The organism is Streptosporangium sp. NPDC002524 (genome assembly GCF_040295985.1).
Lineage (GTDB): Bacteria > Actinomycetota > Actinomycetes > Streptosporangiales > Streptosporangiaceae > Streptosporangium.
The window spans coordinates 264,433-279,512 of sequence record NZ_JBEOWK010000004.1; the positions used below are offsets into that span (position 1 = coordinate 264,433).

At 69.6% G+C, this 15,080-nt stretch carries 13 protein-coding genes; 4 read left to right on the forward strand and 9 right to left on the reverse strand.

Annotated features, from left to right (window positions below):
• Window positions 1–35: 35 nt before the first annotated feature.
• Window positions 36–1,118 carry a GNAT family N-acetyltransferase gene (locus ABT053_RS08265; RefSeq protein ID WP_350968201.1) on the reverse strand — a complete coding sequence of 361 codons (1,083 nt, stop codon included), beginning with the start codon at window positions 1,116–1,118 and terminating at the stop codon, window positions 36–38.
• A gap of 197 nt (window positions 1,119–1,315) precedes the next feature.
• On the opposite strand from ABT053_RS08265, the gene ABT053_RS08270 reads away from it, so the two are divergent.
• Both ABT053_RS08270 and ABT053_RS08275 read left to right on the forward strand, forming a co-directional pair.
• Entirely contained in the window at window positions 1,316–2,341 is a 1,026-nt protein-coding gene (locus ABT053_RS08270; RefSeq protein ID WP_350968202.1) for a phosphotransferase family protein, read from the forward strand.
• A 403-nt stretch (window positions 2,342–2,744) separates the two neighbouring features.
• Window positions 2,745–4,058: a GH39 family glycosyl hydrolase gene (locus ABT053_RS08275; RefSeq protein WP_350968203.1), complete on the forward strand. Its 1,314-nt coding sequence runs from the start codon at window positions 2,745–2,747 to the stop codon at window positions 4,056–4,058.
• Window positions 4,059–4,068: 10 nt separating this feature from the next.
• Here the strand turns inward: ABT053_RS08275 and ABT053_RS08280 are convergent, their stop codons facing one another.
• Both ABT053_RS08280 and ABT053_RS08285 read right to left on the reverse strand, forming a co-directional pair.
• Window positions 4,069–4,266 carry a DUF397 domain-containing protein gene (locus ABT053_RS08280; RefSeq protein ID WP_350968204.1) on the reverse strand — a complete coding sequence of 66 codons (198 nt, stop codon included), beginning with the start codon at window positions 4,264–4,266 and terminating at the stop codon, window positions 4,069–4,071.
• Between the two features lie 9 nt (window positions 4,267–4,275).
• Window positions 4,276–5,118, reverse strand: coding sequence for a helix-turn-helix domain-containing protein (locus tag ABT053_RS08285; RefSeq protein ID WP_350968205.1), 843 nt, complete (start codon window positions 5,116–5,118; stop codon window positions 4,276–4,278).
• A 444-nt stretch (window positions 5,119–5,562) separates the two neighbouring features.
• Here ABT053_RS08285 and ABT053_RS08290 point away from each other — a divergent pair, with 444 nt between their 5' ends.
• The gene (locus ABT053_RS08290; RefSeq protein WP_350968206.1) at window positions 5,563–5,961 is read left to right on the forward strand and encodes an ATP-binding protein; all 399 of its coding nucleotides are present in this window, start codon (window positions 5,563–5,565) and stop codon (window positions 5,959–5,961) included.
• Window positions 5,958–6,194, forward strand: coding sequence for a hypothetical protein (locus tag ABT053_RS08295; RefSeq protein WP_350968207.1), 237 nt, complete (start codon window positions 5,958–5,960; stop codon window positions 6,192–6,194). Before ABT053_RS08290 ends, ABT053_RS08295 begins: the two co-directional genes overlap by 4 nt.
• A gap of 152 nt (window positions 6,195–6,346) precedes the next feature.
• On the opposite strand, the gene ABT053_RS08300 is transcribed toward ABT053_RS08295, so the two are convergent.
• The 6 genes from ABT053_RS08300 to ABT053_RS08325 form a co-directional block, all read right to left on the reverse strand.
• Window positions 6,347–6,979 carry a 3'-5' exonuclease gene (locus tag ABT053_RS08300; RefSeq protein WP_350968208.1) on the reverse strand — a complete coding sequence of 211 codons (633 nt, stop codon included), beginning with the start codon at window positions 6,977–6,979 and terminating at the stop codon, window positions 6,347–6,349.
• Window positions 6,980–7,144: 165 nt separating this feature from the next.
• Window positions 7,145–8,368 (reverse strand): DUF418 domain-containing protein, encoded by a 1,224-nt coding sequence (locus tag ABT053_RS08305; RefSeq protein WP_350968209.1) that lies wholly within the window; start codon window positions 8,366–8,368, stop codon window positions 7,145–7,147.
• A gap of 249 nt (window positions 8,369–8,617) precedes the next feature.
• Window positions 8,618–12,202 (reverse strand): hypothetical protein, encoded by a 3,585-nt coding sequence (locus tag ABT053_RS08310; protein ID WP_350968210.1) that lies wholly within the window; start codon window positions 12,200–12,202, stop codon window positions 8,618–8,620.
• Between the two features lie 280 nt (window positions 12,203–12,482).
• Window positions 12,483–13,286: a polysaccharide deacetylase family protein gene (locus tag ABT053_RS08315; protein WP_350968211.1), complete on the reverse strand. Its 804-nt coding sequence runs from the start codon at window positions 13,284–13,286 to the stop codon at window positions 12,483–12,485.
• The gene (locus ABT053_RS08320; RefSeq protein ID WP_350968212.1) at window positions 13,283–14,239 is read right to left on the reverse strand and encodes a glycosyltransferase family 2 protein; all 957 of its coding nucleotides are present in this window, start codon (window positions 14,237–14,239) and stop codon (window positions 13,283–13,285) included. Before ABT053_RS08320 ends, ABT053_RS08315 begins: the two co-directional genes overlap by 4 nt.
• Window positions 14,240–14,241: 2 nt before the next feature.
• On the reverse strand, window positions 14,242–15,075 hold the full coding sequence (locus ABT053_RS08325) for a glycosyltransferase family 2 protein (protein WP_350968213.1): 834 nt from the start codon (window positions 15,073–15,075) through the stop codon (window positions 14,242–14,244).
• Between the last annotated feature and the right edge of the window lie 5 nt (window positions 15,076–15,080).

Genomic DNA, 15,080 nt, shown 5'->3' on the forward strand with positions numbered 1-15,080 from the left:
GAAGGACCGTTCCCACGCCGCGGCGGCGAACCGGTTCACGCCTGCATGGACGTCCGCAGGCGGCCGTACGTCTTGAGGGCGCGGTCGGCGGTGGTGCGCAGCAGGGGGCTGGCCAGGACCGTGCCACGCGCCTTGCGCACCGGGACGCGCAGCATCCAGTGGACCCCGGCGCCGGGGCTCAGCCGGGCGATCCGGCCCTCCGCGACCTCGTACTCGCCGTTCTTGAGCTTCTCCTTGTACTCCTTCTCGCCGCGGCCCATGTCGATGACCTGGATCCCGGCCTCGGCGGCCTTCTCGGCCATGGCCAGGTGGTGGATCAGGCCGGGGGAGTATTTCGCGAAGGAGGTGTCGTAGGCGGGGAACCAGCCCGCGAGGGTGGTGCCGGTGCGCAGCCCGAAGTGCCCGGCGACCGGCTTCCCGTCCGCGTACAGCATGTCGAGGACCCCGCCGAAGTGCTCGGTGTCGGTGGCGAGGAAGCGCTCGACCAGCTCCACGATCCACGGCCGGGCGAACCGGTCGGTGCGGCCGGTGCGGCGGTACTGCTCGGTCTTCCAGCCGAGCAGCGTGCGCAGCGGCTCCAGGCCGGTGGTGGCGTAGTCGTGCCGGATCGGCCCGACGTCGCGCTGGAGCTTGCGGCTCTTGTACGCGGTCGAGCGGTAGGTCTTCCCGGAGGTGACCTTGATCGTCTCGATGTACGGCTCGTAGCCGTCGCGCAGGTCGATGATCGGCGAGGGATGCCTGCTGTGCCCCGGCTGGAGCAGCGGCTGCCCGGAGATCAGGTGGTCGAACTCGTAGACGGCCAGGCCGCACTCCCTGATCAGCCGTTGCGCGTCGATCTCCACGTCCTTGGCGTGGACCAGCCCCTGCGCGTCGGTCAGGCCCGCGGCGACCGGCATGCCGATGCCCATCGGGTGGCGCTCGAAGGGGAAGAACCCGACCACGTCCGCCCCGTCGTGGAGCACCGCCACCCGGACGCGTTCCTGGAGCGCGCCGACGGTGACGGTGAACTCGGGCGACAGGAACGGGCTGTCGAAGGCGGGGTCGGCGCCCTGAAGGGTTCTCCATCGGTCGATCTCGGCGGGGCCGAGGTCACGGGGCTGAACAACTGAGACGCGCATGAGCTCCTACTGGGATGTGCGGGGTCCCCTACGTCATCCTGTGAAGAATGCCGTAAAGCTCAAGAATGCTGGTAGGGACGTAATGTAACGATAAAGGACGGAACCATGGGCGGGTGGTGTCCCTCACAACGTTTCGGGATCTCATTGGGCGACCCCGGCTGGCGCCGCTGACCAGAGTGACGTTCTAATGGGTGGCTATGAGCACCCCTGGCATCGACTGGCCGCGCCTTGTCGGATGGATCGCGGCCAATGTCCCCGACGCCGGTGAGCCTACCGGGGTCTCCCTGATCGCGGGCGGCAGATCCAACCTGACGTACGTCGTCGAGACCTCCGGGCGCCGTCTGGTGCTGCGCCGCCCCCCGCTGGGGCACGTGCTGCCGACCGCCCACGACATGCGGCGCGAGTGGCGGGTGATCTCGGCGCTCGCGCCGACCTCGGTCCCGGTGCCCGAGCCGGTCGCCTTCTGCGGCGACCAGGAGGTGATCGGGGCACCCTTCTACCTCATGGGACACGTGGACGGCGCGTCCGTGCGGACCCGGGAGGACGCCCTGGAGCTCACCCCCGCCCAGACCCGGCGGCTGTCGGAACGGCTGGCCGAGGTGCTCGCCGGGATCCACGCGATCGACTACCGGGAGGTGGGGCTGGGGGACTTCGGGCGGCCCGAGGGATACATGGCCCGCCAGCTGGAGCGCTGGGGACAGCAGTGGGAACGGTCGAGGACCGCCGAGCTGCCCGCGTACGACCGCCTGGTGGCCCGCCTGCGCGAGCGCCTGCCCGCGCGCTCCGCCTCGACGCTGGTCCACGGCGACTACCGGCTCGACAACACCCTCGTGCGGCTCTCCCCGGATCCCGACATCCTCGCCGTCGTCGACTGGGAGATGTCCACGCTCGGCGACCCCCTGGCCGACCTCGGCCTCACCCTCACCTACTGGCAGGACCCCGGCGACGAGGAGCGCGCCTCGGTCCCGGTCGCGGCGGGCGTCACCGTGGCCCCGGGCTTCCTCACCGCCCGCGAGTTCGCCGCCCACTACGCCAAGGTCTCCGGCGCCGACCTGTCCGACCTGGACTTCTACGTGGCCTTCGGCAACTACAAGCTCGCCGTCATCGTGGAGGGCATCCACGCCAGGTTCACCCAGGGCAAGACCGTCGGCGAGGGCTTCGAGCACATCGGTGCCGCCGTCCCCACGCTCGTCGACCGGGCACTGCGGGTCCTGGGAGACTGAACCGCCCGGCGCTCCCTCGCGTCAGCGGAAAGTCCGGGGGCAGGAGGTCCGAGGCCGGGAGGTCCGGGGGGCAGGAGGTCCGGGGGCAGGAGGTCCGGGGGGCAGGGAGGCCCGGGGGCGGAGGGCCCGGGGGCCGGGAGACCCGGCGGTACGGGGGCGGGCGGCCCGGGGCCGGGCGGGAAGTACCGTAGAAGTTTCAAGCGTCATGCAAGCCGCCGCCGATACGCTTGCGACGCGGCCGGTAACGCTTGCCTGTGAACCATGCCGGGGCACCGTCACGTCCGATGCCGCTATGGAACGCTACATACGTTGACCTGCGAGGATCGAGGATTCGGTGATACCGACTAACGGACGGCACCAGCGACGGCGCCCGGCCTGGCCGGTCGCACTGGGAGCGTTGGTCGTGACGGCGGCACTCGTGGTCGGCATCATCGCCTATGCCGCCAAGCCGGACGTTCCGCGCGGACAGACCATGACGATGGCCCCGACGGAGGCGGCACCCGTGCTCGCGGCGCCCCCGGCCGTCCACGAGTGGCCGCGCTGGGGCATCACCCACACGGAGTTCAGTGCCGACAACGAGGGCGGCGAGGTCACCGAGGCCGCCTCCCACATGCTCAGCCGGGTCCCGATGCTGCAGAACCAGCACATCATGGGCTGGGGCGCGGGCAACCCCGAACCGGCTCCCGGCAAGAACGACTTCCGCGACCTCGACCGCCGGATCAGGTTCATGTCCAGCTCCCAGTCCATCCCGATCATCACGCTGTGCTGCTCGCCCGACTGGATGAAGGGCGGCAGCTCGGGCAGGACCGACTGGACGCAGCTGGAGACCGCGCCGAGGCCCGAGCACTTCGACGACTACGCCAAACTCGCCGCGACCGTCGCCAGGCGCTATCCCACCGTCAAGCACTTCATGGTGTGGAACGAGCTCAAGGGTTTCTGGAACACGGCCCAGAACCGCTGGGACATCGAGGGCTACACCGAGTTCTACAACAAGGTCTACGACGCGCTGAAGGCCGTCGACAAGGACATCAAGGTCGGCGGCCCCTACGTGTCGGTCGGCAGCACCAGCACCCCCGAGCAGGGGGCGGAGATCCAGGGACCGTGGGGGAGCATCGTCCAGCGCGACCTGGAGGCGGTCGAGTACTGGATCGAGAAGAAGAAGGGCGCCGACTTCATCGTCGTCGACGGCGCCTCGGTCACCAAGGAGGCCGGGGCCTTCCCCGACGAGTTCACCGCTCTGGGCAAGTTCGGCGCCCTCACCAGGTGGCTCAGGGAGAAGAGCGGCGACCTGCCGGTCTGGTGGGCCGAGTGGTACGTCGAGCCCATGAACAGCGACTGGGAGGAGGACCGCCGCATCGCCGTCCACACGGCCGCGATGATGGAGTTCGCGACCAGCGGCGTCACCACCTCGCTCTTCTGGAACCCCCAGCGCAAGTCCACCGGTGACGACCAGGCCTGCCCCGGCTGCCTGTGGCACCCGACCACCGGCGTCGAGATGCCCATGGCGGGCGTCATGAGCGGCTTCACCAAGTGGTTCCCCCTCGGGATCACGCTGGAGCCGGTGACCTCCTCCAACACGCAGGTGCGGGTCCTGGCCCAGGAGCGCCAGCTCGTGATGGTCAACACCACCGCCGCGGACGCCGTCACCGTCGTCGACGGCAAGCAGTTCCAGCTGAAGCCGTACGAGGTCAGGTGGAGCGAGCGCACGGGAGCCTAGCGGCGGACGCCTAGTCGAACTCGCCGTCCTTGACGTCTCTGAGGAAGCCGTTCCATTGGCCCGGGGTGAATCTCAGGACGGGGCCGGTGGGGTTCTTGGAGTCCCGTACGGCCTGCCCTCCGCCGGGGAGCGCCGCGACCTCGACGCAGTTATCACCTGAACCGGAATATGAACTCTTTCGCCAGGTGAGGGGCTGGGGGAAATCCATGAATACCTCTTAACCTAGTTGATCTATCAGGTTGGACAGGCGTGCCACGGACGAGTCTGGGCCGAGTGCGGACGAGCGTATGAGGTCGAAGATGAGCCTGTAGTGCTCAAGCTCTTCGGAGGTCTCCAGGTACAGGTCACTTGTCGCGGTCTCGATGTAAACAATGCTCGGATCATTTTGATCCGGGAAATTCAATATGGTGAACGCGCCGTCCATGGCGGCATGGGCTCCGACTGAATCCGGTAGGACCTGCAGGTAGATGTTTGGCCTGGCGCTCATTTCGATGATATGCCGCAGTTGCCGACGCATCACCGGCGGACTGCCTACCGTTTTGGTCAGTGCGGCTTCATCGATCACCGCCCACAGCGTGGGCGGGGTCTCGCTGTGCAGGATGGCCTGCCTCGCCAGCCGCGCCTCTACGCGGCGACGAATTTGGGCGTCTTCCATCACCCGGCCACCTTTGAACATCGCCGTGGCGTACTCCTCGGTCTGGAGCAACCCGGGCACGCGGAGATCCTCGTAGGTGTTGATCAAGGATGTCTCTGCTTCGAATCCGGCTAGGGAACCACGCCAAATGTCCTGGTAGTTAGCCCACCATCCCTTCTCTCGTGACTGGCGAGCCAGCGTCAGGACGGCCTCGCGCTGTGTCGGGTCCGTCACCGAATACAGGTCCAGAAGGGCCCGGATGTTTCCCAGGTCGGGCCTGGTCCACTTGTTGGCCTCCATTTTGTTGAGGCGGCCACGTGACCACTCCAGTCGGCGTCCCGCCTCTTCGACGCTGAGTCCCGTCTGCTCGCGAAGACGGATGAGTTCGGCGGAGAGACGGCGTCGGCGGACTGTGGGACTCGCCATGATTTCCTCTCTTATTTCGGAAATGGGACATATTAGCGCATTGAAACTATCGCCTTGAAAGTATCTATGCGATCGGTCACTATCGAGAGGGTACCCGTAACCGTGCGTGAGAGGAGTTGATTGTGAACGATCGCGAGCGGCGCATAGAGAGCACGTCAGTCATACACATGCGTGGCGCGCTGTCCATCGAGATCGAGGCGAGGTAGATCCACGACGGGTCTTGATCGCGACTCAGACCGACGGTCAACGCACCTGTGGGCCTACCTGGCACGTGGCCGGACGTATCCGCCGTGTGGCCTGCAATGCGCTCGTTTCTGTAGCAACGAGTGCAAACAATTCTCGGCGTCCTCGGGCATGGTGACGCAACCACCAGCCCGAGGACTGGATCAGGAACTCGGAGCCCTCTGACCCATGAAGAACCCTAGCTTCATCCCTCCACCCCCTGTGAGAGACGACAGAAACAGCCGGGAGGCGTACTGGGATCTGCCCGCCGATCCCGAAACGGTCGGCGCAGCGCGTCGGCTGGCGCGAGAAACCCTCGCCGCCTGGGCCATCTCCGCCGTGACGGAGGACGTGACCATGGTCGTGTCCGAGCTGGTGAGCAATGCGGTCGTGCACGGGAGGGCGCCGATCACGCTTTCGCTGCACCGGCACGGCCGGATCGTGTGCGGGGAGGTCACCGACCACAGCGCCGTATGGCCGAACCCGCTCCCGGCCGGCCCGGACGCGGAGCACGGGCGCGGGCTGGCGATCGTCGCTGCGTACGCGGACCGGTGGGGGGTCGAGTCTGCGCCCGAGGGCAAGAGTGTCTGGTTCGTCTGCGTGGAGCCGGGATCTCGATGAGCGGCCCGCTGTCCGTCCTGGACATGCCCGGCGACGTGCGCGTATGCGTGCGATGCGGCACCTGCATCGTCACGCTGGCCGCCGCCGTACGCACGATCTGGGCCGACATCACGGACGACGTTCTCCCGGCCGAGGCCGTCGAGCGGATCACCGCGCCGGTCGCCGACGTCTGGGTCGACGTACTGTGCAACCCGTCCTGCCCGCCGGGCGGCCACGAGCCGTTCCCGAGCTGACCGCGACGTCACCGTGCCGGGCGGCCCTCCCCTTGGAAATCCCTGACCGGCCGGAATCCACATGAGGGGGCCTCGGCGATCCCGGCAGGTCACGACTGGCCACCGTTGGCCGCCACCGGCCCGGATTCGCCCTGAGGCTTTTCCGTACGAGATCAAAACAGCGGCAGGGGCTGTTCGCCGCCGTCGCCGAGCGGTGAGCCGGCGACGTCTCGAAGCCCGACGACGGTGAGAGCGCCGCCGCCGGGTAGATCAGCGAGGAGTTTGCCGAGCAGGAGGCCGGCGCCGGTCGCGTCCCACAGGGCACGGTGTGGTCGCCCGCCGACGAGCCGGGTCACCTCGTTGGTGAGCTGGTAGCGCTCAAGGAGCGCGGTGAGGCTCCGCGGCCGCTTGCCCTCATGGACGCGCCTGGCGAGTTTCAGCGTGTCGATCAGTCCGGCCGGGCGGATGCCGGGGCAGCGCGACGACAGCAGCCGCCAGTCCACGTGCACGTTGTGGCCGACGATGTATGCGCCATCCAGGCGGGCCGTCAGCTCCGGGACGACGTGCTCCAGCGAAGGAGCGGAGGCGAGGACATCGTTCGTGAGACCGGGCGAGGACCAGGGGCGGCGCGGGATGTGCCGCCCCGGGTTCACGATCGAGTGGTAAGCACCCCCTACGTCCGGGCGCCCATCGGGCAGCGGAACCGCCCCGACTTCCAGGATCGCCTCGTCTTCGCGGTCCTGGCCGCCGGTGCCCTCCAGATCGAAGGCGACCAGGTGCGCGGCGGTCCATGGCTGGTTGTGCATGGCGCGTCTCTCCCGGTGGGGCAATCGTCGTCGTAGCGGGCCACGGCGGCGAGCCGGTCCCGCGCCTCGTCGAGCTGCCGCTGCCCCGCACCGCCCTACCTGCTCCTCGGGGCGGACAGGGAGCCACCCGAGAACGACGCCAAACAATCTTGAACCAACGAGGTCCTACTGGGTGGCGTCCGGGGAGCGGGCGGGCCTGCGGCGGTTGGTGAACCAGCGCAGCAGCCACTCCATGGGCCCGTAGCGGTGGCGGCGCAGCCACCACCGGCTCCAGACGGCCTGCGCCGCGAAGATGCCGACGCCGATCGAGACCACGTGGAACGGGCTGAGCCGGTCGACCAGGCTCAGCCCGTAGCCGGTGAAGATCAGCGAGCTGATCAGCGACTGCCCCAGATAGTTCGTCAGCGCCAGCCTGCCGGGCGCCGCGAGCGCCCCGGCCAGCCGGGGCACCGCGGGCAGCAGGCGCAGCAGGGTGGCGGCGTAGGCCGCGGCCAGCAGCGGCGCGGTCACCAGGTTCACCGCCTGGCCGACCATGTGGTACGCGTGCCCGCCCCCCGACCAGGTCGAGTGCGCGTAGACCAGCGCCCCGGCGAGCCCCGCGGTGAACCCCGCCCACTGCAGCCGCCGCAGCGTGGCCGTGTGCCCGGACAGGTCGGTGAGCAGACGCAGCTTGCCCAGGGCGAGCCCGAGCAGGCAGGCGGCGAGCACGGTGGGCCCCTGGAAGAAGACCCGCAACACGAAGATCTTGGCGAGCTTGTGCAGGTGCTCGTTGATGATCATGGACGCGGAGCCGTGCAGGGCCCGGTCCGACACGGCGGCCTGCGCCGCGCTCTCCGACACGGCCTCGGAGGCGTCGGTGCCCAGCGCCGCGAGCGCGGCCAGCAGCAGCACCCCCACGGCCAGCGCCACCGTCAGCGCGAGCGCGGCGATCATCGCGGTGCGCGGGGTGATCCGCCGCACCGCCAGCAGGACCAGCCCCACGATCGCGTACGTCGCCAGGATGTCGCCGGGGAACAGCAGGATCGCGTGGGCCATGCCGAGCAGGAACAGCCCGCCCAGGCGGCGCAGGAACCGGGGGACGAACGCCGCCGCCGACCTGCGGGCCGAGTCGATCTGGAGGGTGAAGCTGTAGCCGAACAGGAAGGCGAACAGCAGATAGAACTTGTTCTCGAAGAGCACCGAGACGACCCAGCGCACCTCCCAGTCGAGCGGCGCGGAGAACGACGGCGCCGCCAGTCCCGCCATCCGGTAGCCCGAGGCGAGATAGGTGATGTTGACCACCACGATGCCGAACAGCGCGAAACCACGCAGCGCGTCGACCGCCGCGATCCGCCGCCCCGCCACCCCGGTGGAGGCCCCCGCCCGGCCACGGGGTTCCCCTGCGAGCATCCGACCGTCCTTCGAGCAGCTTCCGAGACGTACGCCCCCCGGCGAACGGTGCTCAGTATGACGCGCGCCGATCGTCCGCCGGGGGACTTTGTCCTTTACAGAGATCCGGGCCCGATGAGCCCTTCACGGAGGCCCGGACCCGCGAGTCCTTCACAGAGGTCCGGGCCCGACTTCACAGAAGTCCGAGCCCGACTTCACCGAGGTCCGGGCCCGACGAGCCCTGCACGGAGGCCCGGACCCGAGAGCGCGTCACAGAGGCCCGGACCCGATGACGATGAACCTCTCCACGATCACCGCCACGGCCAGCACGAACGCGGGCACCGCGACGAACAGGACGCGTCTCCTCGTTCGTCTCGTCCTGGCCGTCTGATCGCGGCCGCGCAGGAGGACGACCTCGTACCCGAACAGCGCGATCCACGTCACGCCCAGCGCGCCCAGGCCGATCGGCGTCCACGGGGAGGTCGGGTCGCTGCCGCCGAGCGGCACCCCCGGCTCGGGGATCTCGGCCCCCTCGGGGAAGGTCCTGAGCGTGTAGACGGCGGCGTCCTCACCGTTGAAGACCCGCTTGAGCTCCTTGTTGGCGTCGAGCGCGGCCCGGAACCTCGGCGCCCAGTCCGTCGGGAAGCCGTGGTTGAGCTGCAGGTATCCGGCCTGTCCCCGGGTGGCCACCAGGTAGGTGTTGGGCGGCGACACCCGGAGCTTGTCGATCACCGAGGAGAGCTGGGCCGGGTTCTTGTCCACCAGCACCTGCTGGTAGGAGATCTTGTCGAAGTCGCGTTCGCCCCACGGGATGCTCGGGGTGACCTCCTCACCGAGCAGCGGGACCAGGTATAGGACGCGGGCGCTCGGCTTGTCGTGGTCGTAGACGTAGTGCATCGCCGCGACCTCGCTGGCGGAGACCCGCTCGAACTGCTCGTTGCCGTACCGGGCGACGAGGAAGACCATCGCCAGCACCATCGCGCACCCGGCGGCGAGCAGCAGCGAGATCCGCCGCGTCAGCTCCGGGTTGAACCGGATGTTGCGCCTGCGGATCGGCACCGTCTCCTCGGGCGCGTCCTCGGTGCCCGCCGGGAGGTTCGGGAAGAAGGCGTACGCGGCCAGGATGCAGGCGCCGGGCAGCGCGAACAGGTAGATGCGCAGGCCGATCTCGCCGCCGTAGTTCTGCAGGCCGAGGGCGAGCACCGGGACGCACAGCAGCAGCAGGGCCGCGCGGTCGCCGACGCCGCGCCGCAGGCGGCGGAACAGTCCGGCGGCGGCCAGCGTCAGGATGACGCCGCAGATGCCCAGGCGGGCCATGAGGACGAGCGCGTGCTTGGGGTCGCTGCCGTCGATCCGGTCGCCGGTGTTGCTCTGCAGGTTCTCCAGGATCCGGCCCAGGCCGCCGAAGAGCTGGTCGATGTGCCCGCTCCAGAAGGCGACCGTCTGGTAGCTGATCCACGCCAGCACCATCAGGCCCAGGAAGAAGGGCAGCCCCCAGCTGAGCGAGGAGCGCCGCAGCAGGATCAGGCCGGTCAGCGCGCCGAGCATCATGAACGGCGTGATCTGGTGCGAGGCGGTCGCGGTCGCGAACAGGCCGATCAGCACGATCAGCATGATGGCCCGGTCGTAGACGCCGGTGGAGTGCGGCAGCTCGCCCGGTGTCAGCCCGTCCAGCCGGGCCAGCAGCCGCCGGACGAACCCCTTGGCGGGCATCGGTTTCTCGCGGGGCTCCACCTTGCCGAACCAGCGCAGCACGATCGCCACGAAGGCCAGGTAGATCGCGTACGTGAAGCCCTGGGAGGAGAAGTAGTCCTGGCCGATCCACTGCACGATGACGAACAGCAGCGCGGCGAACCAGCGGGCCCGGGTGGTGGCGACGACCTGCCGCAGGATGAGCACGAACGGCAGGAGGTACAGCAGGTTCGACAGCAGCGGCGTCCACCGCATGATCATCGTCAGGTCGGTGACCCCGGCGGCCTTCGTGACGAACCCCACCAGCGCGAAGAACCCCGGCCACGCCAGGCGGGCGTCGAGGAGGGCCGACGACTCGCCGGTGCGGTTGATGTACTCCACGAAGCCCGCGTGGACGTACGCCGTGTGGAACCTGGCCTCGTCCTCGATCAGGGCGGCGGCCCCGTGCAGGGCGAAGGTGATCGCCGCGATCTGGAAGAGCAGCAGGAACTTGCGGTCGGTGTTCTGGCCGATCGTGACGAAGAACGCGACGAGCATCAGCAGGATCGCGGCGAACGCGGTCAGCGGCATGGCCGAGATCAGGCCGACGCCGTCGATGTCGTTCAGGTCGACGCCCCGCAGCGGGCCCGGCGCCACGCGCAGGGCCAGCACGTACATGATCAGGCCCTCGATGGTGAGGACCGGCGGCAGCCACACCATGGCCGACCGCATCACCGTCTGCAGGCGTGAGGGCCTGGTGGCGGACGCGTCGGCCGGAGCCTCGACGGGGACCGCCGCGAACGGAGGCATGGCGCTGGTCGCCGGTGTCGCCTTCCCGGCTCCTCTGCCCGCTCCCTTACCGGTCGCCTTCCCGGCTCCCTTTCCCGCCCCGGAGCCGGTCCCCGAGCTCCTCTGCGTGCCCTGTGGGGCCTGGTGGGCCGCTGGGGCCCCTGTGACCTCGGGAAGGGACTTCGAGTCCTCCAGGGACTGCCTGGGCGCCCCGGCGGTCCTTCCCCACGCCTCGTCACCGGCAGGCCCGGCGGGTCCGGCGGGCCTCCAGGGGGTCGAGGGCGGCGAGGGGTCCGGGGGTTCCGGGAGCTGCGGGGGCGCCGAAGGTCCTGAGGACGCCGAGCGTGCCGCGGGCTCCGAGGGGTCCGCGGGTTCTGTTGCCTCGGGTTCTGAAGGTTCCGAGAGCTCTGCTTCTGAGGGTTCCGAGGGCTTCCGAGGGGGGGAGGTGGGCTTGAGGAGCGGCGCGGACCGGCCGGGCAGGCGCAGCTCCGCCGTGGTCTCGGCCCTGTCCTCGTCCTCGGCCTCGCTCTCGGTCGGACCCTCAGCCGGGTCCACGGTCGCGGTCTCGCCCTCGGCCGCGTCCTCGGCGGGCGCGGGCGGGGCCTCGGCCCTTCCGGTCCCGGAAGTGCTGGCCGGGGGTGGGGTGACCGGGCGGAGGGGGAGCCTGATGATGGCGGTGACCTCGGGGTCGTCGCCGTAGACGCTGTCATCCGGCGCGTCGTCCGCGTCATGCGAAGCGTCCGCGTCGCCCGTGTCATCCACGTCGCTCGCGTCGCCCACGTCGTACGAAGTGTCCTCGTCGTACGAAGTGTTCGCGGTGTTCGCGGTGTTCGCGGCGCCCGGCGTGTCGTCCGCGTCGTCCGGAGCGTCTCCGTCATCGGTGGAGTTCACGTCGTCGTCGGCGGCGTCGTCCGAAGCGTCCGAAGCGTCCGAAGCGTCCGAGGCGTTCGTGGAGTCCGGCGGTGTGTCGTCGTCCGCCGCGTCGCCGTCACGGGGGTCTCGGAGGTCGCCCCCCGAAGCCTGCTCGGCGTCCTCGGCTTCCTCGCCGCCCTCGCCTTCAGACGTGGCGCCGTCGAACGTCCCGTCGTCGAACGTCCTCTCGTCGAACGACCTTCCACCGGACGTCCCACTGCCGAGAGCCTCGTCATGCGGACTCTCGTCGTGCGAAGGCTCGCCGTCGGATGTCTCGCCGTCGGATGTCTCGCCACCCGGAGCCTCGCCCTCGGCGAGCTCGTCGTCCGGGAGCTCGGCGGGAGCCTCGTCGCCAGGCGCTTCGGAGGGCGCCGTGCCGGTGGGCTCGCCGCCGGACCCGGCCCGGGTGCCGTCCGAAGGCGCGGGGTGGGTGGGATCGATCTCCCCGACCTCGGCGGTCTCCGCCGCCCCCGTCGTCGTCACGTCATTACCTGCCCGTTGCCTCACGTCTAACATCATGGCGGCTACGCGGACCAGGGTGTGACGAGTCACCGCGGGGATCCGTCATGTCCGGGCGCTTCGCGTAGATCGTTGGGAAGCGGTGCCGCGGCCGGGCCGCGGCCGGGCGGACCCTCTCCCGGCGCCTCCGCTCCCGGGGGGAGGGGGCACCGGACGGAGCGAGGACCGCAGATCACACCGGGCGGGCCACCGGTGCGCGACCCGTCCCGCGGATCGCGCGTCACCCGGGGGCGTACCCGGTCGTTCAGGCCTGGCCGCGCACCTTGCGCAGGCCGTATCTCGTGCGCCTGACGACGGCGTAACCCTTCGTCAGCATGCGTTCCCTCATGTAGATCAGCGGGACCTGGTTTCCCTCGACCGCCCGGCTGAACATCCTCATCGACGTGCCCTCGGCGACGGTCAGGCGCGGCAGCGCGAGCACGTCGTGCCGGTCGGCGGCGATGGCGTTGTTCACCGCGCAGGCGGCCCAGTATCCGGCCTTCCGCACCTCGCGCCGCACCCGCACGCTGGAGTAGCCGTACGGGTAGGCCATCGTCGAGACCAGGGCGCCGATCTTGTCCTCCAGCAGGGCCTTGTTGCGGCGCAGCTCCTGGCGGAGCTCGTCGTCGGGCAGCTGGTCGAGCTGGGGGTGGCTGTGGCTGTGCCCGCCGATCTCCATGCCGCACGAGGCGGCCTCGCGGGCCTGGCTCCACGACAGCATCGTGTCGAGGGGCCTGCCCGCCGCGTCCTTGCCCGCGTCGCGGACCCATCCGCTGGTCAGGAAGACCGTCGCGGGGAAGTCGTAGCGTTCGAGCAGGGGCAGCGCCTCGCTGTGGAAGTCGGCGTACCCGTCGTCGAAGGTCACCACGACCGGCCGCTCCGGGATGGAGCGGCCGTTGTTGTTGTGCATCGAGGCGACCAGGTCGGCCACCGTCAGCGGCGTGAAGCCCTTCTCCTTCAGGTAGGCCAGCTGCTCGGCGAAGGCCGAGGGGCGCACCGCCAGCGGCTTCGTCTCGGCGTTGGGCCGGTCGGAGACCGAGTGGTACATCAGGATCGGCACGCGGATCATGACGAACGCACCCGCTTCAGCTTCAGCCGGACGGAGCCGACGACGTAACCCCAGGTCGTCCAGGCGAGGCCGACGACGATCGCCCCGGCCCTGCCGAGGCCGGACACGTCGCCGCGCAGCGCCTCGCCGACCCCGCGCAGCGCGCCCAGCGGCAGCGCCTTCATCGCGTGGGCACGCTCGCTCGACAGTCCGTCGCCCGCTCCCACGCTCTGGGCGACCAGCGCCTTGGACAGGCCCTCGGCGAAGCAGCGCGAGCGGAAGTAGGCGAACGTCGCGCGTACGGGCGGCACCTTGTGACCGATCACCGCGGCCGGTTCGAACAGCATTCCCGAGCCCGGCATCCGCTGCGAGAGCCGGATGCAGAACTCGGTCTCCTCGCAGCCCAGCGGGCGGGGCTTGCGTCCCTGCACGCTGCGCCCGATGCCGGTGTGGAACCCGCCGACACCGCCGATGGCCTCCCTGCGGAAGGCCGCGTTGCCGCCCATGACGTTGCGGATCCGGGCCCGCTCCTTGGGCATGCCGAGGTAGCTGCACCCGATGGTCCAGTCGAACTCGTGGGGATACCAGCCGGGCCGCCGCCCGGTCGCGGTGCCCCACAGCGGCCTGGTCAGCCCGCCCACCCCCACGATGGTCGGGTCCTGGAAGCCCTCCTCCAGCGCTTCCAGCCAGCCAGGCTCCGCGACGGCGTCGTCGTCCAGATACGCCACGATGTCGCCGGAGGCGGTCGCCGCGCCGGTGTTCTTGCCACCGGACAGCCCCTTCTCCTGGGCGTTCTCCACCACGATCGCGCCGGGATACTCCTTCTTGAGCCTCAGGTGAAGATCCGGGTTGTAGTCGACGACCAGGATGATCTCGTGCGGCTCGTGCGTCTGGTTCTCGACCGACTCGACGGCCGCCCGGATGTCATCCCAGCGGTCCTCGGTGTAGACGCAGATGACGACGCTGCTTCTCATGGCTACGCGGCACCCTGATCGGCGGCCGGGGTGGCGGCGGCCGGCTCGTGGACGACGGGAGCCGGGTTGCTCCGCCACTCGCGGATGATGGTCTTCAGCACCCGGATGCCGTCGCGGACGGCGTGCAGGTTGCTCTCGCCGTGGATGCGGCAGCGCTCGTGGCTGGGGACCTCGTGGACCTTGAGACCGGCCTTGGCGGCGCGGACGTTCATCAGGGTCTCGATCTCGAAGCCGTCGCAGTCGAGGTTGAGGACGTCCAGGTGGCGGGCCCAGAAGGCGTTGTAGCCGTAGCAGAGGTCGCTGTAGCTGGTGCCGTACATCCTGTTGACCAGCGCGGTGAGCGACTTGTTGCCGAACTTGCGGATGAAGGTCAGGTCGTCGCTGCCGCCGCCGGACGCGTAGCGCGAGCCCTTGACGAAGTCGGCGCCGGTGACCAGCGCGCCCACGAACTGGATGATCTCGCGGCCGTCGGTGGAGCCGTCGGCGTCGATCATCACGATGATGTCGCCGGTGCAGGCGGCGAAGCCCGCCGACAGGGCGTCGCCCTTGCCCTTGCCCGTCTGGTGCACCACGCGGACGTTGGGACGCAGCCTCCTGGCCACGGCCACGGTGTCGTCCTTCGAGTTGCCGTCGACCAGGACGATCTCGTCGATCCACTGCGGCAGCGTCGCGAAGACGTGCGGGAGGTTCTCCGCCTCGTTCATGGCGGGGACGACGACGCTGACGGTGGGGGAGATCGCCATGTTGGGGGTGATCGGGGTGAACCGCTCGATGGGTGGCACCGCCCTCAGCGGTGGCTTCCTGTTGTTGTAGTGCTTGGTGATCTCGGGACTCATTGTGA